At 44.7% G+C, this 23,521-nt stretch carries 21 protein-coding genes and 1 riboswitch; of the genes, 8 read left to right on the top strand and 13 right to left on the bottom strand.

Features of this window, described 5'->3' with window-relative positions; translation table 11 throughout:
* Positions 1 to 94 precede the first annotated feature (94 nt).
* The 7 genes from AS034_RS12030 (at position 95) to AS034_RS12060 (ending at position 8,871) form a co-directional block, all read left to right on the top strand.
* A complete protein-coding gene (locus AS034_RS12030; RefSeq protein ID WP_058298613.1) occupies positions 95 to 505 on the top strand; it encodes a CoA-binding protein in 411 nt (136 codons plus the stop codon).
* 317 nt (positions 506 to 822) lie between these two features.
* Positions 823 to 2,772 carry a DNA topoisomerase IV subunit B gene (parE, locus tag AS034_RS12035; protein WP_098151233.1) on the top strand — a complete coding sequence of 650 codons (1,950 nt, stop codon included), beginning with the start codon at positions 823 to 825 and terminating at the stop codon, positions 2,770 to 2,772.
* Positions 2,773 to 2,775: 3 nt separating this feature from the next.
* Positions 2,776 to 5,205 (top strand): DNA topoisomerase IV subunit A, encoded by a 2,430-nt coding sequence (parC, locus tag AS034_RS12040; RefSeq protein ID WP_032088501.1) that lies wholly within the window; start codon positions 2,776 to 2,778, stop codon positions 5,203 to 5,205.
* 286 nt (positions 5,206 to 5,491) lie between these two features.
* The gene (locus AS034_RS12045; RefSeq protein ID WP_058298614.1) at positions 5,492 to 6,919 is read left to right on the top strand and encodes an alanine/glycine:cation symporter family protein; all 1,428 of its coding nucleotides are present in this window, start codon (positions 5,492 to 5,494) and stop codon (positions 6,917 to 6,919) included.
* A gap of 98 nt (positions 6,920 to 7,017) precedes the next feature.
* On the top strand, positions 7,018 to 7,809 hold the full coding sequence (locus AS034_RS12050; RefSeq protein ID WP_058298615.1) for a hypothetical protein: 792 nt from the start codon (positions 7,018 to 7,020) through the stop codon (positions 7,807 to 7,809).
* A 40-nt stretch (positions 7,810 to 7,849) separates the two neighbouring features.
* Positions 7,850 to 8,320 carry a staygreen family protein gene (locus AS034_RS12055; RefSeq protein ID WP_058298616.1) on the top strand — a complete coding sequence of 157 codons (471 nt, stop codon included), beginning with the start codon at positions 7,850 to 7,852 and terminating at the stop codon, positions 8,318 to 8,320.
* A 95-nt stretch (positions 8,321 to 8,415) separates the two neighbouring features.
* A complete protein-coding gene (locus AS034_RS12060) occupies positions 8,416 to 8,871 on the top strand; it encodes a PH domain-containing protein (RefSeq protein ID WP_058298617.1) in 456 nt (151 codons plus the stop codon).
* 427 nt (positions 8,872 to 9,298) lie between these two features.
* Here AS034_RS12060 and AS034_RS12065 read toward each other — a convergent pair whose 3' ends face one another.
* Positions 9,299 to 10,264 carry a helix-turn-helix domain-containing protein gene (locus AS034_RS12065; RefSeq protein ID WP_058298618.1) on the bottom strand — a complete coding sequence of 322 codons (966 nt, stop codon included), beginning with the start codon at positions 10,262 to 10,264 and terminating at the stop codon, positions 9,299 to 9,301.
* Between the two features lie 440 nt (positions 10,265 to 10,704).
* Between AS034_RS12065 and AS034_RS12070 the strand changes: the two genes are divergently transcribed.
* Positions 10,705 to 10,890, top strand: a complete 186-nt coding sequence (locus AS034_RS12070) for a CsbD family protein (RefSeq protein WP_032088496.1) — start codon at positions 10,705 to 10,707, stop codon at positions 10,888 to 10,890.
* Positions 10,891 to 10,949: 59 nt separating this feature from the next.
* Here AS034_RS12070 and AS034_RS12075 read toward each other — a convergent pair whose 3' ends face one another.
* The 12 genes from AS034_RS12075 to AS034_RS12130 form a co-directional block, all read right to left on the bottom strand.
* The gene (locus tag AS034_RS12075; protein ID WP_082641677.1) at positions 10,950 to 11,747 is read right to left on the bottom strand and encodes a serine hydrolase; all 798 of its coding nucleotides are present in this window, start codon (positions 11,745 to 11,747) and stop codon (positions 10,950 to 10,952) included.
* Positions 11,747 to 12,751 carry an ABC transporter ATP-binding protein gene (locus AS034_RS12080; RefSeq protein ID WP_058298619.1) on the bottom strand — a complete coding sequence of 335 codons (1,005 nt, stop codon included), beginning with the start codon at positions 12,749 to 12,751 and terminating at the stop codon, positions 11,747 to 11,749. The genes AS034_RS12075 and AS034_RS12080 overlap by 1 nt, the downstream gene beginning before the upstream one ends.
* Positions 12,748 to 13,674 (bottom strand): C40 family peptidase, encoded by a 927-nt coding sequence (locus AS034_RS12085; protein WP_176716093.1) that lies wholly within the window; start codon positions 13,672 to 13,674, stop codon positions 12,748 to 12,750. The genes AS034_RS12080 and AS034_RS12085 overlap by 4 nt, the downstream gene beginning before the upstream one ends.
* A 19-nt stretch (positions 13,675 to 13,693) precedes the next feature.
* Positions 13,694 to 14,776: a dipeptide epimerase gene (locus tag AS034_RS12090; protein ID WP_058298620.1), complete on the bottom strand. Its 1,083-nt coding sequence runs from the start codon at positions 14,774 to 14,776 to the stop codon at positions 13,694 to 13,696.
* The gene (locus AS034_RS12095; protein WP_058298621.1) at positions 14,776 to 15,714 is read right to left on the bottom strand and encodes a S66 peptidase family protein; all 939 of its coding nucleotides are present in this window, start codon (positions 15,712 to 15,714) and stop codon (positions 14,776 to 14,778) included. Before AS034_RS12095 ends, AS034_RS12090 begins: the two co-directional genes overlap by 1 nt.
* A 73-nt stretch (positions 15,715 to 15,787) precedes the next feature.
* Complete coding sequence (locus AS034_RS12100) at positions 15,788 to 17,410, bottom strand: peptide ABC transporter substrate-binding protein (RefSeq protein ID WP_058298622.1); 1,623 nt, start codon at positions 17,408 to 17,410, stop codon at positions 15,788 to 15,790.
* 34 nt (positions 17,411 to 17,444) lie between these two features.
* Entirely contained in the window at positions 17,445 to 18,458 is a 1,014-nt protein-coding gene (locus tag AS034_RS12105; protein ID WP_032088491.1) for an ABC transporter ATP-binding protein, read from the bottom strand.
* 6 nt (positions 18,459 to 18,464) lie between these two features.
* Positions 18,465 to 19,418 carry an ABC transporter permease gene (locus AS034_RS12110; protein WP_032088490.1) on the bottom strand — a complete coding sequence of 318 codons (954 nt, stop codon included), beginning with the start codon at positions 19,416 to 19,418 and terminating at the stop codon, positions 18,465 to 18,467.
* A complete protein-coding gene (locus AS034_RS12115; protein ID WP_058298623.1) occupies positions 19,418 to 20,350 on the bottom strand; it encodes an ABC transporter permease in 933 nt (310 codons plus the stop codon). The genes AS034_RS12110 and AS034_RS12115 overlap by 1 nt, the downstream gene beginning before the upstream one ends.
* A gap of 15 nt (positions 20,351 to 20,365) precedes the next feature.
* A complete protein-coding gene (locus AS034_RS12120) occupies positions 20,366 to 21,190 on the bottom strand; it encodes a M55 family metallopeptidase (protein ID WP_058298624.1) in 825 nt (274 codons plus the stop codon).
* A gap of 191 nt (positions 21,191 to 21,381) precedes the next feature.
* Positions 21,382 to 22,671 (bottom strand): nucleobase:cation symporter-2 family protein, encoded by a 1,290-nt coding sequence (locus tag AS034_RS12125; RefSeq protein WP_058298625.1) that lies wholly within the window; start codon positions 22,669 to 22,671, stop codon positions 21,382 to 21,384.
* Positions 22,668 to 23,267: a xanthine phosphoribosyltransferase gene (locus AS034_RS12130; protein ID WP_058298626.1), complete on the bottom strand. Its 600-nt coding sequence runs from the start codon at positions 23,265 to 23,267 to the stop codon at positions 22,668 to 22,670. Before AS034_RS12130 ends, AS034_RS12125 begins: the two co-directional genes overlap by 4 nt.
* A gap of 136 nt (positions 23,268 to 23,403) precedes the next feature.
* A riboswitch (purine riboswitch) is annotated at positions 23,404 to 23,505 on the bottom strand.
* Positions 23,506 to 23,521: the final 16 nt, after the last annotated feature.

Consider the following 23,521-nt stretch of genomic DNA (forward strand, 5'->3'; position numbering starts at 1 on the left):
GTAAAATTTTGAAAAAATAAAGGATATTATGCTATAAAAAGAGAATAGGACTTTAGAACGCTTACAAGGATATTCAAAAGGACGGTGCATTTTCATGATCGAAAATCCAACACGTGAAGAAATCGGACAGATTCTAAAACGATCCAAGCGGATAGCAGTCGTGGGACTGAGCGACAATCCCGAACGAACTTCTCACTCGGTATCAAAAGCCATGCAGGATCAGGGCTACGAGATCATACCGGTCAACCCGGTCATCAACTCGGCTCTTGGAGTTAAAGCAGTCGCTTCGTTAGAGGAAATTGAAGGCCCTGTTGATATTGTCAATATTTTCAGGCGATCGGAATTTCTGCCTGACCTCGCACGTGAATTTGATAAGATAGATGCAAAAATATTCTGGGCACAGCTGGGTGTCATGAACGAAGAAGCTTACTCTTTCCTTAAAGAACGAGGCTACACGGTCATTATGGACCGATGCATAAAGGTTGAACATGCTTTAACCAAATAGTTCTATCCGGGTGCAAGCGGCGTCTACCGCTTGCTTTTTTTCGGACCGCATTGATGTCTTGAATTCACACTCTTTTTTAAGTGAATAGCGGGGAAAAAGTATACTTTGACTCAGGGCCTATTCATAAAATTAATTTGCGAAAATGAAATAAAGCGCTACAATATAGCATAGTGGTTTACTTGAAATGATGAAAAACAGGTAAACGAACAAGTGTTCTTGTGTTATGATAATAAGAGAACATAAAATCCCGTATACGTTTTTATATACGGGCAGAGAAGTTTGAAAGGGGAATGTTCGTGGCCAACAAGACACAGCCCATGGCTTATAATGATGATGCAATTCAGGTTTTAGAAGGCTTGGAAGCCGTTCGCAAAAGACCTGGGATGTACATTGGCTCTACTGATACAAGAGGGCTGCATCATTTAGTATATGAAATTGTAGATAATGCAGTAGATGAAGCTTTAGCGGGCTTCGGAAATGAAATCATCGTCACCATACATAAAGATAACAGTATTTCCGTACAGGACAGGGGACGGGGGATGCCAACCGGCATGCACAAAATGGGTAAGCCCACACCTGAAATCATCCTTACGGTCCTTCATGCCGGCGGTAAGTTCGGTCAGGGAGGATATAAGACAAGCGGCGGTCTGCACGGGGTAGGTGCCTCAGTTGTTAATGCGCTTTCCGAGTGGCTTGTCGTTACGATTGAAAGAGACGGGATTAAGTATGAACAGCGTTTTGAAAACGGAGGGAAACCGGCAACGACTCTTGAAAGGATCGGCAATACAAAAAAAGCGGGTACACTTATCCACTTTAAACCAGATCCCCGTATATTCAGCACCACTACTTATAATTACGACACTTTGTGTGAACGTTTAAGAGAATCAGCTTTCCTGCTGAAAGGCTTGAAAATTGAAATCAAAGATGAGCGTCATGACCAAAAAGAAGTGTTTCATTATGAGAGCGGCATACAGGCATTCGTACAATACTTAAATGAAGAAAAGGACTCCCTTCACAAAGTTGCTTTTTTTGAAGGCTCTAACCATAACATAGAAGTAGAATTTTCTTTTCAGTTCAACGACGGTTTTTCTGAGAATATCCTCTCATTTGTTAATAATGTACGAACTAAAGACGGCGGTACCCATGAAGCCGGAGCCAAGACAGCAATGACCAGGGTGTTCAATGAATATGCACGTAAGACGGGCATCCTTAAAGATCGTGATAAAAACCTTGAAGGGACAGATATCAGAGAAGGTCTCGCAGCCATCGTATCGGTGCGGATACCGGAAGAACTGCTTCAATTCGAGGGTCAGACAAAAGGAAAGCTTGGTACCAGTGAAGCCCGTTCAGCGGTGGACTCCGTCGTTTCAGAACATCTGCTTTATTTTCTTGAAGAAAACCCGGATACAAGCTCGCTTCTGATCAAGAAATCGATCAAAGCAGCCCAGGCACGGGAAGCAGCGAGAAAAGCACGGGAAGATGCACGGAACGGTAAGAAACGAAAAAGGTCGGAAACCGTTCTATCTGGCAAGCTGACCCCTGCCCAATCGAGAAACCCTCAGCGAAATGAATTGTACCTTGTCGAAGGTGATTCTGCAGGGGGATCTGCCAAACAGGGACGTGACCGTAAGTTCCAGGCTATTCTGCCTCTCCGCGGTAAAGTCATCAATACTGAAAAGGCGAAATTGCAGGATATCTTCAAGAATGAAGAGATCAATACCATCATCCATGCCATCGGAGGCGGAGTCGGACCTGAGTTCAACGTGGATGACATTAATTATGATAAAATTGTCATCATGACTGATGCGGATACCGACGGAGCACATATCCAAGTCCTGCTTCTGACATTCTTCTACCGTTATATGAAGCCGCTTGTTGAAGCAGGTAAAATCTATATTGCCCTGCCGCCGCTTTATAAGGTAAGCAAAGGAACAGGGAAGAAAGAGAAAATAGAATATGCCTGGACAGATGAAGAGCTTCAAGGTGCCATGAAGAAAATCGGGAAAGGGTATATGATCCAAAGATACAAAGGTCTTGGTGAAATGAATGCAGATCAATTATGGGAGACGACCATGGATCCCGAGACGCGCGCTTTGATCAGAGTACGGATCGATGATGCTGCACGTGCTGAACGCCGTGTGACCACATTGATGGGGGACAAAGTGGAGCCGCGCCGTAAGTGGATTGAAAGCAATGTGGCTTTCGGATTGGAAGAAGACGGCAGCATTCTGGAAAATGAGAACATTACAGTCCAGGAGGAGGGGTAATATATGACAACAGTGGAAAGATATCAAGATTTGCCTCTCGAAGAGGTGCTGGGCGACCGATTCGGACGATACAGTAAATACATCATTCAAGAACGTGCGCTGCCTGACGCAAGGGACGGACTTAAGCCGGTACAGCGAAGAATTCTTTATGCCATGTATGTGGACGGAAACACGCAGGAAAAAGGGTTCCGTAAATCTGCCAAAACTGTCGGTAATGTAATCGGTAACTACCATCCCCACGGTGATACATCCGTATACGACGCGATGGTAAGGATGAGTCAGGATTGGAAAGTACGTAACTTCCTTGTAGAAATGCACGGCAACAATGGGAGTATAGATGGAGACCCCCCTGCTGCGATGCGTTACACAGAAGCCCGGCTTTCAGCAATCTCGATGGAACTGCTCCGGGATATCGATAAGGATACGGTTGAATTCATCCCTAACTTCGATGATACGTCAAGTGAACCGACAGTCCTGCCATCCCGGTTCCCTAATCTCCTGGTTAATGGTTCGACGGGGATATCTGCAGGTTATGCAACGGATATCCCGCCCCATCATTTAGGTGAAGTGATCGATGCAGCGATTATGAGAATCGAGAAGCCTCAATGTACGGTCGATGATTTAATGACCGTCATGAAAGGACCTGATTTCCCTACCGGGGGAATCATCCAGGGTGTGGATGGTATCAAAAAGGCATACGAAACAGGAAAAGGGAAAATCGTTGTCCGAGGGAAAGCTGAAGTGGAAAATATCCGCGGAAGCAAGCAGCAGATCGTCATCACAGAAATCCCTTATGAAATCAATAAAGCGAACCTTGTCAAAAAGATGGATGAATTCAGAGTAGACCGGAAAGTCGAAGGGATCGCAGAGGTACGCGATGAGACAGACAGGGAAGGATTGCGGATTGTCATCGAATTGAAGAAGGATGCGGATTCGAGCGGCGTACTGAATTATCTTTATAAAAACAGCGACCTTCAAATTTCTTACAACTTCAATATGGTGGCCATCCATAACCGCCGTCCGAAGCTCATGGGGATCGAAGGGATGCTGGATGCCTATATCACCCACCAAAAAGAAGTGGTTACAAATCGCACCAAGTATGACTTGAAGAAAGCCAGCGACCGTCAGCACATTGTAGAAGGCTTGATGAAGGCATTATCGATCCTTGATGAAGTGATCGCGACCATTCGTGCTTCCAAGGATAAAAAAGATGCAAAAAACAATTTGATAGACAAGTACGGTTTCACAGAAGCCCAATCTGAAGCAATCGTCAGCCTGCAATTATACCGCCTGACAAACACCGATATCACTGCTCTTCGCAGTGAAGCGGAAGAATTGGATAAATTGATTGCTGAATTGACGTCTATCCTCGAAAGCGAAAACAAGTTATTGAGTGTCATTAAAAAAGAGTTAAAAGCGATCAAGAAACAATTTGCAGATGCAAGAAGGACTAAGATCGAAGATAAAATCGAAGAACTTAAGATCAATCTTGAAGTATTGATTGCAAGTGAAGACGTCATGGTGACGGTTACTCAGGATGGTTACATTAAACGCACGAGTCTTCGTTCTTACAGTGCTTCAAACGGGCAGGACCTCGCCATGAAGGAAACGGACAGGCTGCTCGCCCAATATGAAATGAACACGACCGATGTCCTCCTTGTGTTTACCAACAAGGGGAATTATATTTACTGCCCTGTACATGAACTGCCTGATATACGCTGGAAAGACCTTGGGCAGCATGTAGGCAACATCGTGCCGATCGACCGCGATGAACAGGTATTAAAGGCCATTCCGGTCAAGGATTTCACAGAAGAACAATATCTTCTTTTCATCACCAAGAACGGAATGACGAAGAAGACCGAGCTTGCACAATATAAAGCGCAGAGATATTCACGACCTCTTGTGGCCATCAACCTGAAAAGTGGCGATACACTGGTTGATGTTCATCTCACAGACGGCAAGCATGACCTCTTCCTTGCCACCAGTCAGAGCTACGGATTGTGGTTCACCGAAGAAGAGGTAAGTGTCGTCGGTCCGAGAGCTGCAGGAGTCAAAGGGATCAACCTTAAAGAAGGGGACTTTGTAGTCTCAGGCAAGATTGTGACCGCTCGGGATAAGGAGTTTGTCTTCCTTGTCACACACCGAGGGGCAGTGAAAAAGATGAAACTGTCGGAATTCGAAAGAACTAGCCGTGCTAAACGCGGCGTCATCATGCTCCGTGAGCTTAAATCAAACCCTCATAGAGTGGCTTCGATTGAGATTGTAAATGATACACATGAAGTAGAACTCATCAGCTCAAAAGGCAGGACGGAATATGTCAGGATAAGAGACCTCCGTGCAAACGACCGTTACTCAAATGGTTCATTTGTTATGGATGAGTCGGAAAGCGGAGCTGTGGTCCGCAGCATCTTAACTACGATGGAAGATAAATAAATAATAGGCAGACGACTAAGAACTTTTTCTTGGCCGCCTGCTTTTTTATTAGATTTTCTGAAGCTCTCACCTCACAGGATCAATTTTGTATAAAAATAAGGATACATGCCGAAATGGGCAAGGTTTCTTAAGCTTCCCAAGCGGATTATTTATATTTTTACATCAAAATCTCATTAATATTTGATTGGAAATTGTTTATTTGGTAGATTAAAAAAGTGTCACTGTGGGTAAACATACATAGGTTCAATCGTTTACATTTTATTACAACTAGAAGGGGGAAATATGTATGGAGTTATTTAATTCAATACTGGGAACTCTGAATGATTTTATGTGGGGGTATATCCTGATCGCCGGCCTTGTAGGCCTTGGTCTTTATTTTTCCTTGCGTACTAAGTTTGTGCAATTCCGTTATATAGCCGAGATGGGACGGCTGCTTACGGATAAAACAACCATTTCAGCAAAAGGGAAGAGAGGGATTTCCTCTTTCCAGGCATTCACCATCAGTACTGCTTCCCGTGTAGGTACCGGGAATCTTGCCGGAGTAGCAACTGCTATTGCGGGGGGAGGCCCCGGAGCGGTTTTCTGGATGTGGCTTATTGCATTGCTAGGCGGTGCAACCAGCTTCATTGAAAGTACTCTTGCTCAAATCTATAAAGTGAATGACGGGAAAGACGGTTTTCGCGGAGGACCTGCCTATTACATGGAAAAAGGCCTGAATGCACGCTGGATGGGAATCCTTTTCGCCATCATCATCACTTTTTGTTTTGGTCTTGTATTCAACTCAGTTCAATCGAATACCATCTCCCTCGCTATGGAAGGAGCCTACTCCTTTGATCGTTTAACGACCGGGATCATCCTGGCTGTACTGACAGCAGTCATCATCTTTGGAGGGATCAAGCGAATTGCAAGCGTCACGCAGATTTTGGTTCCAATCATGGCAATCCTTTATATCATACTTGCGCTCTATATCCTGATTACCAATATCACTTTGCTCCCTGATATGTTCGCCATCATTTTTGAAAGTGCGTTCGGACTTAGGGAAGTGGTAAGCGGCGGAGTCGGAGCTGCCATCATGATGGGAATCAAGCGAGGACTATTCTCGAATGAAGCGGGTATGGGTAGTGCACCGAATGCTGCAGCCTCTGCCGGGGTGACGCACCCTGTCAAACAAGGATTGATCCAGACATTGGGTGTATTTACGGACACGCTTATCATCTGTACCGCGACTGCGTTCATGATCATCCTTTCCGACCAGTACACGACTGGGATCGACGGAATACAGCTCACACAGGCTGCCCTCAGCTTCCATGTGGGTGATTGGGCAGATACGTTCGTTGCAGTTGCCATTTTCCTATTTGCCTTCAGTTCAGTAATCGGTAACTACTATTATGGTGAAACAAATATCGAATTCATCAAGTACAGTCCTGTGGCTCTATTTATCTATCGATTGGCAGTAATCGGAATGGTCATTTTCGGAGCTGTAGTGAAGCTTGATGTGGTATGGGGACTGGCAGACCTGTTCATGGGTCTCATGGCGGTCATCAACCTGATAGCCATTACTCTGCTGACAAAGATCGCATTGGCAGCCCTGAAGGACTATCGTGCCCAGAAGAAAGAGGGAAAAGATCCGGTATTCTATTCCAATTCCATTAAAGGATTGAAGGGTATTGAATGCTGGGACGAAAAACCCGGAACGGAATCAAGAGATCGATAATTTTAAAAAACCAACTCTCTCATGAGTTGGTTTTTTTACATACTTTTTCCTAATCTGGTCAAGATAATAGAGAATTATCTTACTGAGGAGAGGACACTATGCGTAAAGAATTATTGTTTGCTTTTGGTGCATTTTTCATTTTGTCCCTGCATGCAATCGCCGGAAACTTTTCAGATGATGCAAATGAACAACCAAAGGAAGCTGAATTGACAATCCATACTTACTCAAAAGATATAACTGGAGACGGAAAAAAAGATAAGATCAATCTGATGGCCATTCCTTTTTCGCCTGATGCCTTATTCCTGAAAGAGGTGTGGGCAGAGATTACTACATCAAATGGAAGTAAGATACGGATCGACTATGATGGCGGATACGAGCCGAAAATGGAGTTCATGGATCTGAACCATGATGGAATCAAAGATATGCTGTACTCTGCAGCAACAGGAGGGAGCGGTGGACTATATGACATGGATCTGCATACTCTTGCAGGGAACAAGTTAATTGACCTCGGATTGCCCCAAGGACCTGTCATTCAGGGACAATTTCAAGACGGCTATAAGGCAGTTGTTACATTCCCAGAAACCAATCAATCCTATACGATTGATTTAAGCAGCCGTAAAGAAGATTATGAACGGCTTGGCATCTATACGGATGGAAAATTGAATGAACCGATGGAACTGATGGTACTGCCCGCTGCGTTTTATAAACCTGCCAAAATAGAAGGAAAACAGGGGAAGGGGTTAAAAGGCTATCAGCAAATCAGCGGTGCTTATAAAGCTGATGGAATCGGCACAGCCGTTTCCAGCTGGTACTATGAGAATGATAAATGGAATCTCATTGGGATGAAATGGGATGCTGATCAAGTGCAGACACAGAAAATGGGCGATTGACATACACTATTACAGGCCAAATTCTGAAGGAGGCTTATATATGAGTGAATTCAATCCTGAGAAGTTGTCTGTAACCTATTTGCCGCCGGCATCGATCTTTTTTCCCATTGATAATAGAAGATATACATTGACTCATTCTGACATTACCGGGGATCTTTACTTAAGTATCGGATGTCATTATGATTCCACTAAAATAAATACACAAATGAGGGATGAAGTGCTTGCTGAATGGCGCCGGGACGGTGGTCAATATACTCTTTGCGGAAGGGTGTACGTAAGCGGGGGAGAATTTGATGAAAAGCTTTCACAGGTGAGATTCATGATTTTCAAGAAGGAACTTCCCCTGGCACTAAGTGCAATCGTGAATGGTGATGAGGGATTCTTCACCTACTACCCTTGGCTTCTTGATGCACCTGTGTATATTCATTTCGAGTCTGTTTTTGAACAGTTCAATCAAGTGATTTATTTCGGTACTCCCAGACAATATTTATTAAAACTGAATCCAGCATAAAGAGCGGCTGCTCTTTATGCTTTTTTAGTATAGCAGCAATTAGTTGAAACCATTTTCAACCTAATTCGTAATAAGAATAAAGAGGAGGGAGATACATGCGGTTTTACTCCAAAAAAGGGAAAGTGTTGTTTCCTATACTTATTGTTGTATTAATACTGATGGTGGCATCTTCACTGGCTTCCGTCATGGATTTGGAGTTCCTTCAGAGAATACCCGGTGCTGACAGTGGGAATGGTCAGGGTTCTCTGTTTGTAACCGTGCCAATAATGGCGCTGATCATCTGGCTGATTGCAGCGACTTATTATGAAATAAGCGGGGAAGAGCTGAAAATTGCTGCAGGTCCGATTCGCTATACGATACACATTCATACAATCCGGTCGATTGAGGCTTCAAAAAATCCGATTTCAAGCCCGGCATTATCACTGGATCGGCTGAGGATAGACTATAATCAGAGCAATGTTGTATATATTTCACCAAAGGATAAAAAGGAATTTACAGATGAGTTATTGAAAATCAATCCGAATATCAGGGTTCATCTGGAGAAAAAGTAGTTGTTATTATGTAAACTTATATCAATATGGATGATGAAGCAGGTATTGGGAAACGAACCAGCAGATTCAACCGTATTGATATTTTTTTTGAGTTTTATTTGATTGATGAATTGACGGGAAGAAAATTTCAAATCGACGGTTAAAATGAATACGCAGCGGAACGAATAATTTTTTTGTGATTAATAATTCAATAAAAAAGAAAAAAGCAAATTAAAGACAAAACTGACTAACGGATAATAACCATAGAATTACAGAATTTTTTAGTTTTGTCTCAATATTAATAGTATACTTTTGATATGAGACTATTTTGGATATTTTTGTTTAGGTTCCTAGAATTGATATTATGTTAACCTATTAAAAATTTCACATCTCTTATATAACCAATAAAACCAGCCGTGTCCCTCTTTCTTCACGACTGGTTTTATAATCATATATAATGAATTTTATTTACAGCTTGTCTAAATTCAGTATCTTCCTTAAGCCATTTATGGTAAGTACTAATACTAATTTTCAATTCTTCACAGATACTTTCGTTAGATATATTTGATTTTCTTAATTCTATAAACTGATGCTTTCTTTTCATGATTGCTTCTTTTGTTCTTTTTAGGGAGCGCTCAGGAATCTGATTAATATCCTTTATCGGCTCTAATTCAAATTCTTCATGTTTTCTAGCAATATAAAGCTCTTTATTTTCATACACCCAGCGTTTAAAGATTTGTATTGATCTTCTTCCTGTTATAAACAATCTCCAATGTTTTCTATATTTTTTTATATAGGGGCTTAGCTTCAAAGCTTCTAGTTTTATTTTTAATTCTTCCTGAAACAACAAAGAACTCCCAACAAAGGACACAACTCTCTGTTTATAATTTACACATCCGTCGCCATCAAAATATCCCCTGACGAAGTGACTTAGATATTTGTCTGGTATAGTGGGAAATGTAAGAGTATGTGATTTCTCAGAAGACATTCCGTGCAAATTGATTAAGTCTTCTTTCATGATTTTACTTCCGATGTTGAGTAAATACACTCCGGTGGAATCATTTTGGGTCAAAGGTTGGTTAGATCCTAATTCATTGCGTATTTGCTCCAGGATGGCTTTGTCTTTCTGTGAAAATGTAACCAGTTGTGTTCGACTGGAAATATGGCCATCCGCTGCAAAAAACCCCAGAATATAAGCCATATTATTCGACCAGGTATTAAAATAATGTTCATTCACTGTGTATTTCCGATTCCAGCTGCCTTTCGCTCTCCTTTTTACATTATTTTTGCGCAGCACTTGGTTTACATAACGCGGTGAAACATTGGCCATCTCTGCTATCTTCACTGTCCTCATGCCTTCTTCGTATAATTTCACGATCTCAAGAGCTTCTAAAGTGCATTTATTCTTTGCCATTCCCAACACCACCTTATTCATCGTTAAATCTATTATACGAACAAATGTTCCCAAACGCAATTTTGGGCACTTTTTAAAGAATTTACTTAATAAGCAAGCAAAATAAAGTATAAAACATGCAGTTTCTATTATATGAAATTTAACAAATCAGCACTCAAGACCACGAAATAATGAGGTGATACTCTTTATCTGGCCTTTCTAGCACTTGATAACAGAGCAAGACTAGGACTCTCGCGGGAAAAGCGAGTTAGGTGGGCCACCGCAGCCTTGCCGAGACTCACGGGTCACCCACGGAAAGTGAAGTCTTGCACGAAAATCAACTGCTGGTATGTAACTGGAAACACATTGTCATAAATTGCTATCAAATATTAGTTTAAGTACACCTTCAATCGGTTAATGATAAAACATGAAAACAAATTAAAGAAAAGAGGTAGATTTCAATGGATGAAAAAAATAAAGATCAAGTTAAAGGAAAACGCAAGCAAACGGAAGGTGATTTAAAGAAAACCTTTGGTAAGCTTACAATGAACGATGAGAAGATCGCCGAGGGTGAACGAACAAAAGATAAAGGTAAGTTCCAGGAAAAAGTCGGCGATGTAAAAGAAACCTTCAAAAAGAACTGGTAACACATCAAATAAAGTAAAGCAGGCGTGTCTCCTAAATCACATTGGAGACACGCCTGCTTTTAGGTTAATAAGTAATCATTCAGGCATTTTCCAACCTTCATGATTAACCCGCTCCCTTCTGAGCTATCCTTCAGTTCATCAATTAATACCGCAGCATACACCGTTTTTTGGTTATACCGGATAATGGCACTGTCGTGTTCGACTCCGGGAAGCTCACCCGTTTTATTCGCCGTAAATACCCTATTACGGTCTATACTTCCGGGGAGCTTCTGGTAAAATTGCTGATTTTGCAGAATCCGGATCATTGACTCCCTGCTGCTCAATTGAAACAGAACCTCGTTTTCCATAGCTTTTAAGCATTTTACTGCATCGGTTGCAGAGATATGGTTATCGACCCCCGATTCCAATGCTTCAAAATCCATCAGCCTCCGATTTAATTTTGTTTGCTCGAGACCGAGCAATCTGCACATTCCATTGATGGAATCCATCCCCATCCGATCGATAAGCAGATTGGATGCCGTATTGTCAGAAACAATGATCATTAAGGTCAAGAGGTCATGAACCGTCACCTTAGTATGAGGTGATAAATGACTGAGCACCCCGGCCCCTCCCACTTTATCCTCCTGAGTTACGGGAATGACCTCCTCAGGGTCCAGCTTCCTTTCCTGGATCTGTCGGAACCCTTCCAGTAATATCGGGAGTTTGATTAAGCTTGCCGCAGAATATGGAACGTCTGAATGCAACTGTATGGTATGTGCAGGCAGTTCGATGTTTAAACTGATTCTGCCCTCCACACCTTCAACCAGTTCATGTATCTGTCGTTCCAGGAACTTATCTTTCTCTTTCATCCTATCCATTACTTCGTTGCAGCCACTTCATCGGTATCTTTCCGGATTGTCTTATTATACAGATGACATGCTACAAAATGATCTTTCTCCGCCTCATGCCATTTAGGCACGGTTGTCGCACAGGCATCCATGGCTGCAGGGCATCGGGTGCGGAATACACAGCCGCTCGGCGGATTCATGGCGCTTGGGATTTCCCCTTTCAGGATCATTCTCTCACGCTCATCCTCTACATCGGGATCTGGTATGGGTATGGCCGACAACAAGGCCTGCGAATAAGGATGAAGAGGTTTTTTATATAAATCACTGCTCTCGGTCAGCTCAACGATATGCCCGAGATACATGACACCAATCCGGTTGCTGATATGCTTGACCATTGAAAGATCATGGGCAATAAACAGGAAGGTCAGCCCCTTTTCTTTCTGAAGCTTTTTAAGCAGATTGACGATCTGGGCCTGCACGGATACATCCAATGCTGAAATCGGCTCATCGGCAATGATGAATTCCGGGTTAAGTGCAAGGGCGCGCGCGATACCGATCCGCTGCCGCTGACCGCCGCTGAATTCGTGCGGATAGCGGTTTGCGTGATCACGGTTCAGTCCGACGTCTTCAAGCAGTTGATAAATTCTTTCTAGCTGTTCTATTTTATCTTTATATAGCCCGTGTGCTTCCATCGGTTCTGCTATGATTTCACGGACAGTCGACCTGGGATTCAGCGAGGCATACGGATCCTGGAAGATCATCTGCATTTTGCTGTAAAACGAACGTTTTTCTTTATCAGTCTGCGTATGGACGTTTTTTCCGCTGTAAGAGACTTCTCCTTCTGTTGCATCATAAAGTCCGATGATCGTCCGGCCTGTAGTGGATTTACCACATCCTGATTCACCGACCAGACCGAATGTTTCGCCCTTATAAATATCGAATGACACATCATCGACTGCCTTCAGCACCTTGCCTTTTTCAAGGGAAAAGTATTTTTTCAGATTTCTGACTTCCAATATCTTATCTTTTTTCATGAAGCATCACCCGTATCCTGCCAGTAGCGTCTTGCTGCACAAAGCTCTTTTTCATAATACGTCCCTTCAATCGTAATGATTTCAATCGTCTTTCCGGTATTCGGGGAGTGGATCATCTTGCCGTCTCCGTAGTAAATCGCGACATGATGGATGATGCCTTTCCCTTGTTCATATGCAAAAAACAGAAGGTCCCCCGGTTTTAATTCATCCAGAGGTACTTCCTTCCCTTCTTTTGCCTGGTCCCCGGCATCCCGCGGAATCACATACCCGTTTGCTTTACACATTGAATAACTGAATCCTGAACAGTCAAATCCATAACTGCTCATTCCTCCCCATAAATAAGGGAGATCAAGGAATGCTTCCCCTGAACGCACGATATCAAGACCGTTCCCTTTTTGTTCACTGACTGATGCCGAGGAAATATATACATCCTCCCTCTTCACGTATCGAGTCCCAAGCGGGGTGGACACTGCCAGCCGGTCACCTTCTTCTTTTTCGATAGAAAGAGAGGTGAGGAAACTTAATTCGATTTCTTTTTTATCAATTTGAGTTAAAAGATCCGTGAATTTTGTCTTTACAATGGCAAAGGATTTTCCTTCGTGCATATCGGTGCTTTCGCCGAGCTGGACGGAAGGGACCCAGCCGGGATAGCCGCGCTTATCCTTGGGTGACGCCTGGTCAGGGACAATGACGTGTGACCATCCTTCCCTTTCTTCAAGGACCAGCACATCCTGACCGAATAAGACCTGCGACTGGATCCGGTTTTCATCACAGAGGGCAAGCCTGGTTTCATGTGTTAACGAATCCAGCCATTTCTCAATATATACAGGATTTGTTAATGCTGGCGCATCGAGGTCCCTTGCCGAATCCGGTGATGTCCAGACCGTTGCCACCCCTGCTTTGACTGCTGCTTTTTCTCTCATATGTATTCCTCCTATTGCATCAATGTATTTGAACTGCTTTGACACCGAGTCCCGGAGAGTCCGGGAATGTGATGGTTTTCCCGTTGTATTGAATTCCGCCTGCAATGATGTCGGTTGACAGCATCAGCGGGGCATCGAAATCAAATCGTGTGATATTCTTCTTGCTTGCTGCAAAATGGGCGGCAGCTGTAATGCCGAGGCGGGTTTCAATCATACTGCCTACCATGCATTCCACTCCGCATACTTCCGCAAGATTGTTGATCTTCTGAGCCTGATAGATTCCCCCGGCCTTCATCAATTTAATATTGATAAGGTCTGCACTCCTGGTTTTAAGGACCTGGAAAGCCTGCTGCGGTGTAAATACACTCTCATCAGCCATGATGGGCGTCTCCACATTATCTGTGACCTTCTTCAGCCCTTCAATGTCATGGGCGGGAACAGGCTGCTCCACCAGTTCAATAGTTAAATTCAAATCTTCCATCTTCCGGATTGCCCGGACGGCCGCTTTTGCTTCCCAGCCCTGGTTTGCATCGAGCCTGATTTTCACGGAGTCCCCAATTACCTGCCGGATAGCCTGGATTCGTTTGATGTCTGTTTCGATTTCATCTTTACCGACTTTGATCTTCAGGACATCGAACCCCCTCATGCTGTACAGCAGGGCATCTTCAGCCATTTCTGAAGGACTGTTCACACTGACGGTATAATCTGTTTCAAGTTTGTTCCGGTATCCGCCCAGGTATTGATAGAGCGGAAGTCTGCTATATTGTGCCAGACAATCATAAATGGCCATATCCACAGCCGCTTTTGCACTGGTGTTACCTACGAGAAGCTTATGCATCTCCTGAAATATAGATTCATGGTTTAGTAGGGATTTTCCAACCAATGCAGGTTTCAGAACATGCAGTACGGCAGATTCGATGCTCTCGAGGCTGTCTCCTGTTATCACAAGTGTAGGAGGTGCTTCCCCCCAGCCGTTTATCCCATTATCACAAATGATATTGACCACGACGGCTTCAGCGGTATGAACCGTCCGGAGAGCCGTCTTGAATGGGGTGTGCAATGGTACTGCTGCACGAAAGGTTTCAATCTGTACTATTTTCATCAGGCTTCATCCTTTTCCTTTATGCCGCTTTCGACAATGAATGATTTGCTGGATGTATCGATCTTTCCATATGAGCCGACAGGAACGGCAAGACTTGGAGAAGAATGACCTATATAGAATCCTTTAAGAGCCGGCTTACCTGCTTTCCTGATATACTCATCGAATAATTGATCCAGCGTAAGGGATTCCTTTCTCTTATCGGGTTCACAGTTTTTAAAATCACCGATGATGATTCCCTCAGCATCCCTGAATTTACCGGCCATCTTCAGCTGGTTTAGCATCCGGTCAACTTTGTAGGGTTCTTCATCAAGATCTTCGATGAAAAGGATTTTTCCTCTGGTGTCCACTTCATATTCCGTCCCCAATGTACTCACCAATAAGGTCAGGTTTCCCCCTGTGACCGGTCCGCCTGCCTTCCCTTCCACAATCACTTCCACGGGGGACAACGTTGGTGAGAACTCCACAGGTTTACTCTCAAACAACTGCCTGAATGTTTCCTTGGTCTTTTCATGTACCTCCTTCAACCCGACATCCGAGCTCAGCATCGGTCCATGGAACGTCACCAGTCCTGTGTTCTGGTGGATAGCAGTATGCAGGAACGTAATATCACTGTAACCCCAGAAAATCTTCGGGTTCCCGGCAATCAATTCATAATCCAGTTTTGAGGCGATCCTTCCTGTACCAAATCCGCCGCAGGCACAAAAGACGGCTTTTATTTCAGGATCACGGAACATCGTATGTATATCTTCAACTCTTTCTTCGTCTGTCCCTGCCAAATAGCCATATGTTTTGTGGAGAGATGAACCTAGTTTCACCTTCAGGCCGAGACCTTCCAAAAAGGAAAGAGCTTTACCGAGCGATTCCTGCTTCGGCGGGCTTGCCGGCGCCACCACTCCAACCGTATCTCCCCGTTTAAGTTTCCGGGCTCTTATCACCATTTTTTTCACTCCTTCAGTAGAAAAAGAGGGAGAGACTCTTTTGAAGAATCTTCTCCGCTCCTTTTGAATCATCTTATTTTTTGTCTGCCCATTTCAATTCCATGTATCCTACAGGATGACGGACAATCCCTGATACATCTTCGTTTTGCAAGTATACATAGTTATAGAAGTGAATAGGGATGATCGGCATATCTTCCATCAGGATCTTCTCTGCCTTATACATCAGTTCAAAGCGTTTCGCTTCATCTGCTTCATTCTTTGCCTGCTTGATCAGATTGTCGTACTCTTCATTACTCCAGGCTGTACGGTTCATCGAATGACCTGTCTGGAAGTTTTCAAGGAAGTTGATTGGATCACCGTAATCGGCCAGGAAAGAGCTTCGGGATAATTGGAACTTCCCTGCTTTTTGCTCATCCTGGAACACATTCCATTCCATATTCGCCAGTTTCACATCGACATCCAGGTTCTCCTTGAACATTTGCTGAAGTGCCTCAGCGATTTTCTGATGGGTATCACTTGTGCTGTAAGTCAGTGTCACTTCAGGAAGTTTGTCGTACCCCTCTTCTTCCATCCCTTTCTCAAGCAGTGCTTTTGCTTCTTCGACATTGGTTTTCACAAGGTCTCCGCTCGTTTCACGGAAGTCGTTGCCGGATGGATCTTTAAACCCGCTTGAAACAAAGCCATAAGCAGGCTTTTCTTTATTTTTTGTTACAAAATCAACCATTTGCTGCTGATCGACAGCCATCGCGAATGCTTTTCGGATGTTTTTGTTTTGGAAAGGTTCCTTATCCAGGTTGAAACGGTAGAAATAGGTTCCTGCCTGATCTTCTACATTCACTTTCCCTTCTTCGAACAGCTGTTTACTTAAGTCGGCCGGTACGTCTGCCGTATCAAGTTCACCGGTTTTATATAATTGATAATCGGTATTTGAATCATTGACCATCGCCCAGTTCACTTTATCAAGCTTCACGGAGTCAGCATCCCAATACTGGTCATTCTTTTCCATTACAAAGTGGCTGTCATGCTCCCATTCAGTCAGCTTGAATGGACCGTTTGCAACGAACGTATCCGCTTCTGCGAACCATTCAGGGTTGTCTGTTGCAACCTTTTCATTGATCGGGAAGAATGCAGGATTCGAGATGACACTTAAAAAATAAGCCTGTGGACTTGTGAGAGTCACCTCGAATGTCTTATCATCCACTGCCTTTACTTTCACATCGTCTGCCGGTCCTTCTCCATTATTGAAAGCCTCGCCGCCTTCGATGAAATAGCCAAGGAATGCAGCAGGAGACCCGGTTTCAGGGTTTAGTAATCTCTTCCATGCAAACACGAAATCTCCGGCGGTTACATCATCACCGTTTGACCATTTGGCGTCTTCACGGAGATGGAAGGTGTACACTTTCCCATCTTCAGACACATCCCATTTTTCTGCCATCGCCCCTTCAGGCTCGTGATCGGCATTTAAACGGGTCAGCCCTTCCATCAAGTTGTTAAGGGCAGTCCAGGAATACGAATCAAATCCGATTGGAGGGTCAAATGAAGTCGGCTCGGCACCGTTATTCAAATACAACACCTTTTCACTGCTGTCTTTCCCATCTTTGCTGTCCGATTCTTTGCCTGCATCCTTTGTTGCTGTACAGGCTGCCAGTACAAATAATAGTAACCCTGTCAGAAAAATTGACAAAATCTTTCTCATGTTCTTCCCCCTCTTTGTTTTTTCTATCATTCTATCAGCGTATGTTATAACTGATAGTTGAAAGCATCGCTTTTGCACGTGGATCCTGCAGCCAGCAATCAACATGGTGGTCCCCTGAAAGTTCCGTCTTAGCCGGATAAACCCGGTCACATACTTCCATCGCGTAATCACAGCGGGCTGAGAATGGACAACCTGCCGGCGGTGAGAATAAATCCGGCGGGGAACCCGCTATCGGTATAAGTTCAGCTCCATCAAGGTCGAGTCTCGGCACCGATTTCAACAGGCCCTTTGTATAAGGGTGCTGAGGATGATAGAAGATTTCCCTTCTCGTTCCTTCCTCGACAATTTTCCCGGCATACATGACAGCGATCCTGTCTGCCACCTGGGCAACGACTCCCAGGTCATGTGTGATCAAAATGATGGAGACACCTGTTTTACGCTGGACTTCTTTAAAAAGTTCAAGGATCTGCGCTTGGATCGTTACATCGAGTGCGGTTGTCGGTTCATCGGCTATCAAAACATCCGGCTGGCATACGAGGGCCATCGCAATCACGATCCGCTGCCTCATCCCGCCGCTGAATTGATGTGGATACTGCTTCAGGCGTTCCTCTGGATGAGGGATGCCAACAAGATTGAGCATGTCAACCGCTTTTTCGGAGGCCCCTTTTTTAGAAATGCTCTCATGCTGCATAATCCCTTCCATGATTTGCTCCCCTATGGTGAGTGTCGGGTTCAGGGCCGTCATCGGATCCTGAAAGATCATCGAGATATCTTTCCCCCTGACACTTCTCATTTCCTTTTCCGACAGGTGGAGCAGGTCCCTGCCATTAAATGAAATGGAACCTTGTGTGATTCTGCCCGGTGGATCCGGGATCAGTCTCATGATGCTCTGTGAGGTTACACTCTTCCCGCACCCGGATTCACCGACGATGGCAAGCGTTTCTCCTTTATTCAAATGAAAGTTCACGCCGCGGACCGCTTTGACCTCCCCTCCATAGGTAGTGAATGATACATGAAGGTCTTGAACGGCCAGTACTCTGTTTTTCATCGTTGTTTACCTCCTCAGCTTTGGATCTAGAGCATCCTGGAGCCCGTCACCCAGGACATTGAACGAAAACATCGTCAATGAAATGAACAGTGCCGGGAAGAAGAGACGCCACCAGTAGCCTGATAGAATCGTAGATAATCCGTCATTTGCCATGACGCCCCAGCTTGCATACGGCGCCTGGATCCCAAGACCGAGAAAGCTTAGGAATGCTTCGGCGAAAATGGCGCTCGGCACCGTCAGGGTCATCTGTACGATGATCGGTCCCATTGTGTTGGGAAGCAGGTTCTTGCGGATGATCCTTGCTGTTTTCGTGCCGAACGTTTTCGATGCCAGGATGAACTCGTAGTTCTTGATTTGGAGCACCTGCCCCCTGACGATCCTGGCCATTCCGATCCATCCGGTGACCGTCAAAGCTACGATGATGGTGGACAGCCCCGGTCCCATGACGACCATCAATAGAATCACTACAAGTAAGTATGGGAGACCATACAGGATTTCGACGATGCGCATCATCACGTTATCCGTCTTCCCGCCTTTGTATCCAGCGATGCCACCGTAGATGATACCGATGACAAAATCAATCAATGCGGCCATAAAACCTACAAATAAAGAAATGCGGGCCCCGTACCAGGTCCGGGTGAATACATCCCGTCCTAAATCATCCGTCCCGAACCAATGCTCCCCGGAAGGAGGCAGGTTCTGGCTCGCGAGCGTCTGCTTCGTGACGTCATGGGGTGAGATGATGGGTCCGATGACGGCCATTGTAATCAATAGGGTCAAGAACACGAAACCGAGCATGGCAAGTTTATTCTTAAGGAGCCGGTGCCAGGCATCCTGCCAGTAGGAAAGGCTGGGACGTACGACGGCTTCTGCTTCCCCCTTATTTTTTTCTTTTGGGATGAACCATTTGTCCAATGATTCATCTGTTAAGTTGGTACCTTGTTGTTGAGGAGCACCCATTATTTCGCCTCCTTCTTATGCAGCTTGATGCGCGGATCCAAAAAGCCGTACGCAAGATCGACCAGGAACAGCATGACAATCAGGAATGCACTGTAGAATACCGTCGTTCCCATGATGACAGGGTAATCACGCTGATTGATGCTCTCTACGAAATATTTGCCCATCCCGGGGATTGCAAAGATCTGTTCGATGACGAATGTACCTGTCAGAATGCCTGCAGCAAGTGTACCGAGGACGGTCACAACAGGAAGCAGCGCATTGCGCAGCGCATGCTTGACGACAATTTTAAATGGTGACAATCCTTTTGCTCTTGCGGTCCGTATATAATCCTGAGTCAAGACTTCAAGCATGCTCGAACGGGTCAGCCGGGCGATGATCGCCATGGGGCCGGTAGCAAGCGCCAGTGTCGGCAGGATCATATGTTTCCAGCTGGTCCATGTGGCAACCGGAAGGATCTCCCAGTTAACAGCGACCTGCTGGATCAACAACGTTGCCATGACGAAGTTCGGAATCGAAATACCAAGTACCGCAAATGTCATGGCCATATAATCAATCATGCGGTTGTGACGAAGCGCAGCCAGTATTCCGAGGATGATCCCTGAGAGCACCGCTATTACAAGCGTGATCATACCCAGTTCAAAAGAGATCGGGAACCCCCTCCCCAGCAGATCGTTCACGGTTTGTGAGGGCTGGGTGATTGATGGACCGAAATCCAATGTAACAAGTGATTTTAGATAGAGTCCGTATTGAACAAGTATAGGTTCGTCAAGATGATAGTGCGCTTCCAGGTTTTTCTGTACCATTTCACTGGTGTTCCTTTCTTCATTGAAAGGGGAACCCGGAATGGCATGCATCAGGAAAAAGGTAAGTGTGACAATCAGCCACAATGTAATGCCCATGGCAATAAGCCGTTTAACCAAATATGTACCCATTCATTTTCACACTTTCTAACAGAATGTCGTTTTCATCGCCAGTTCGGTCATGACCACCATCGCGCGATAAGCTTCCAAAATGTCCTTTGCCTTAAAGCGGACGATCGTCGTGCCGGGATCGTGAACGGTTCCGGGCATCATACTTGCCCATTCTGCCTGTCCATAATTGGCAAATTCGATTTTGAGTTCAGGATGATCAGGAGGGATGAGCGGTTTGACTTTTTGACGATTTTGCAATGCTTGTTCCGTTTTTATCATTAACAGCTCTTGTGATTTTGACGGTGTCAGACTCTTTGCAACTGAGCGGGAGATCGTCTCCTTAACAATGGCAGTCGTCACATTCGGTATGAGTTCCTCCGCTTCCAGTGCGGCCTGATCATCACCGGCAACCAGCAGGACAGGGACACCGAAGTACCCGGCCACATAAGCATTGAAACCCATTTCTCCAACGGCTTTATCGTTTATGTACATATGCCTGACACCGAAAATCATAGAGTGGGACATGACTCCCTTCATGGATGCCCTTGCATGATACCCAACAAAAAAAGCACCTTGGAACGTTTCATCCAGCCCTTGGACCATCGAATATGGCTTTACTCCTCCGGATATCAACTTCGCTTCAGGGTGCAGCTTTTCAATTAACAGATTGTTCATTTGAGAATGGCTGTCATTGACTAAAACCTCACTGCATCCGCTGTCAAAAGCGGCATGAATGACAGCATTGGCTTCTTCTGTCATGATGGCTCTTCCTCGTTCGTAATTATGTTTAGATGAATCCACTTGTGTATGGTCAACCAGTCCTGTGATTCCCTCCATATCCACCGAGACGTATACGTTCATATTGTTCTCACCTCCTTTATAGGAAAAATTGTTTAAATTTTCTTAATATTATAGATTTTATTTCAGAATATTTCAATAACATTTCAGTCAAAAAGGAATATATTCCTAGTTTTTACACCTGGAGGAAACACCTTTTTTCCCAGCAAATAAAAAACCCAGAGCATGATGACCCATGCTCCGGGTTTCAGTTTTCATGATGCTTTTTGCTCTTTTAACACAAGAGGTTGCTGCTTTTTTCTCGCCGCGTTAAAAAATACATTTAAAAAGATTGCTGTCAGGCTTCCAGCCACGATACCATTATCCGTCAGGATCCGGATGCTTGATGGCATCTGGCTGAATAGCTCAGGTACTGCTGTCACCCCGAGCCCCATTCCGACTGAACATGCAATGATCAAGAGGTTTTCCTGAGAGGAAAAGTCCACTTGGCTGAGCATCTTGATGCCATAGGCGATGACCATTCCGAACATTGCCACCATCGCCCCTCCGAGAACCGGTGCAGGGATGATGGTCGTCATCGCGCCTATTTTGGGTACAAGTCCGAGGACGACAAGAAAGGCACCGGTTAAATAGATGATGTGGTTCTTCTTGACACCCGATAATTGAAGCAGCCCTACATTTTGTGAATAGGTGGTGTAAGGAAAGGCATTGAAGAGGCCGCCGAGGACGATGGCCAGCCCCTCGGCCCGGTACCCCCTTGCCAGATCCTTTTCTTCCACGTCTTTTTTACAAATATCAGCCAGGGCAAAGTAAACTCCTGTCGATTCTACAAGACTTACCATCGCGACCAATATCATCGTCAAAATCGCTGAAAGTTCAAAAGTCGGAAGACCGAAATAAAAAGGCTGTGCCATATGGAACCAGGAGGCATTCCCTACTTCACTGACATCGACCATCCCCATGAAAGAAGCAGCCGCGGTTCCTATGATCAATCCTGCAAGAATGGAGATCGAGCGAATGAACCCTGTGAAAAACTTGTAAAGAACAAGGATGATCAGTAAAGTGCCAAATGCCAGCGACAGATTTGTCAGTGACCCGTAATTACTGCTTCCTTCACCGCCGGCCATATTATTCATGGCAACCGGGATGAGTGTGATCCCGATAATCGTGACAACCGATCCCGTGACAACAGGCGGGAAAAATCGGACCAGTTTGCCGAAGTACTTACTGATTATAATGACGAATACACCCGAAACAAGAATGGATCCATAGATGGCTGAAATGCCGTACTGACCGCCGATTGCAATCATCGGACCGACGGCTGTGAAGGTACAGCCGAGGACTACCGGAAGGCCGATGCCGAAAAATCTATTTTTCCAAACTTGAAGAATCGTTGCTATTCCACACATGAAAATATCAATTGAAACGAGATAGGTCAGCTCTTCACCTGATAAGCCCAAAGCGCCTCCGACAATCAGGGGTACAATGACCGCTCCCGCATACATGGCAAGGACGTGCTGGATTCCGAGTGATACATTTTTCATGAATGAGCCGCCTCCTCTGCTTTACTTTGTTTAAATGAAATAATCCCATCTTCGAGTGATTCTATTTCTGCCAGAGATTCTACGCGGAAGCCTTTCTCCCTCAACAGCCTTCCACCATCCTGGAAGGACTTCTCAATGACAATCCCGATTCCTGCAATGTTGGCACCGGCCTTTTCTGCAAGTTCGACCAGTCCAAGAGCAGCTTGTCCGTTTGCCAAAAAGTCATCGATGATAAGGATATTGTCACCGCCGTGTATGTATTTGCCCGATACAGAGATCGTATTTTCTTCCTGTTTTGTGAAGGAATAAACCTTCGCTGTGACGAGATCTTCCGACTGTGTCAGCGATCTGCGTTTGCGTGCGAAGACCATCGGCACCCCAAGAGTCAATGCAGCCATTAATCCAGGGGCGATGCCGGATGATTCAATGGTCAATACTTTTGTTATGGCTTGATCTTTGAACCTTTTTGCAAATTCTTTTCCGACCGCGTCCATCAAGACGGGATCCACCCCATGGTTTAAAAACGAGTCAACCTTCAGGACATGATTTGATAATACGGCACCTTCTTCAATCATTTTCTTTTTCAATAATTCCATTTCGATCTGCTCCCTTCGGATCATAACTGGCATAATAAAAAAAACAAAAAACCTGAAGACCATAGACACTCAGAAAATGAGTGAACAATGACCTTCAGGTATACGTAAAAGGTAAAGAAAGCAAACAGAATATGCATGCAGTCCATCGCTCACCCATAGTCGGATGCTTTACGGTCATCCGGTAGAAACTTGCAGGCCATATCCCCGCGATTATATGAGTGAATGTGTATTTGATTACCGTTAGTATAAAGGTA

The sequence above is a fragment of the [Bacillus] enclensis genome (assembly GCF_001456935.1).
Classification (GTDB): Bacteria; Bacillota; Bacilli; order Bacillales; family Bacillaceae_B; genus Rossellomorea; species Rossellomorea enclensis.

Coding starts and splice junctions, on each gene's coding strand:
- AS034_RS12030 (WP_058298613.1), top strand. CDS start 95: ATGATCGAAAATCCAACACGTGAAGAAATCGGACAGATTCTAAAACGA.
- parE (WP_098151233.1), top strand. CDS start 823: ATGGCTTATAATGATGATGCAATTCAGGTTTTAGAAGGCTTGGAAGCC.
- parC (WP_032088501.1), top strand. CDS start 2,776: ATGACAACAGTGGAAAGATATCAAGATTTGCCTCTCGAAGAGGTGCTG.
- AS034_RS12045 (WP_058298614.1), top strand. CDS start 5,492: ATGGAGTTATTTAATTCAATACTGGGAACTCTGAATGATTTTATGTGG.
- AS034_RS12050 (WP_058298615.1), top strand. CDS start 7,018: ATGCGTAAAGAATTATTGTTTGCTTTTGGTGCATTTTTCATTTTGTCC.
- AS034_RS12055 (WP_058298616.1), top strand. CDS start 7,850: ATGAGTGAATTCAATCCTGAGAAGTTGTCTGTAACCTATTTGCCGCCG.
- AS034_RS12060 (WP_058298617.1), top strand. CDS start 8,416: ATGCGGTTTTACTCCAAAAAAGGGAAAGTGTTGTTTCCTATACTTATT.
- AS034_RS12065 (WP_058298618.1), bottom strand. CDS start 10,264: ATGGCAAAGAATAAATGCACTTTAGAAGCTCTTGAGATCGTGAAATTA.
- AS034_RS12070 (WP_032088496.1), top strand. CDS start 10,705: ATGGATGAAAAAAATAAAGATCAAGTTAAAGGAAAACGCAAGCAAACG.
- AS034_RS12075 (WP_082641677.1), bottom strand. CDS start 11,747: ATGGATAGGATGAAAGAGAAAGATAAGTTCCTGGAACGACAGATACAT.
- AS034_RS12080 (WP_058298619.1), bottom strand. CDS start 12,751: ATGAAAAAAGATAAGATATTGGAAGTCAGAAATCTGAAAAAATACTTT.
- AS034_RS12085 (WP_176716093.1), bottom strand. CDS start 13,674: ATGAGAGAAAAAGCAGCAGTCAAAGCAGGGGTGGCAACGGTCTGGACA.
- AS034_RS12090 (WP_058298620.1), bottom strand. CDS start 14,776: ATGAAAATAGTACAGATTGAAACCTTTCGTGCAGCAGTACCATTGCAC.
- AS034_RS12095 (WP_058298621.1), bottom strand. CDS start 15,714: ATGGTGATAAGAGCCCGGAAACTTAAACGGGGAGATACGGTTGGAGTG.
- AS034_RS12100 (WP_058298622.1), bottom strand. CDS start 17,410: ATGAGAAAGATTTTGTCAATTTTTCTGACAGGGTTACTATTATTTGTA.
- AS034_RS12105 (WP_032088491.1), bottom strand. CDS start 18,458: ATGAAAAACAGAGTACTGGCCGTTCAAGACCTTCATGTATCATTCACT.
- AS034_RS12110 (WP_032088490.1), bottom strand. CDS start 19,418: ATGGGTGCTCCTCAACAACAAGGTACCAACTTAACAGATGAATCATTG.
- AS034_RS12115 (WP_058298623.1), bottom strand. CDS start 20,350: ATGGGTACATATTTGGTTAAACGGCTTATTGCCATGGGCATTACATTG.
- AS034_RS12120 (WP_058298624.1), bottom strand. CDS start 21,190: ATGAACGTATACGTCTCGGTGGATATGGAGGGAATCACAGGACTGGTT.
- AS034_RS12125 (WP_058298625.1), bottom strand. CDS start 22,671: ATGAAAAATGTATCACTCGGAATCCAGCACGTCCTTGCCATGTATGCG.
- AS034_RS12130 (WP_058298626.1), bottom strand. CDS start 23,267: ATGGAATTATTGAAAAAGAAAATGATTGAAGAAGGTGCCGTATTATCA.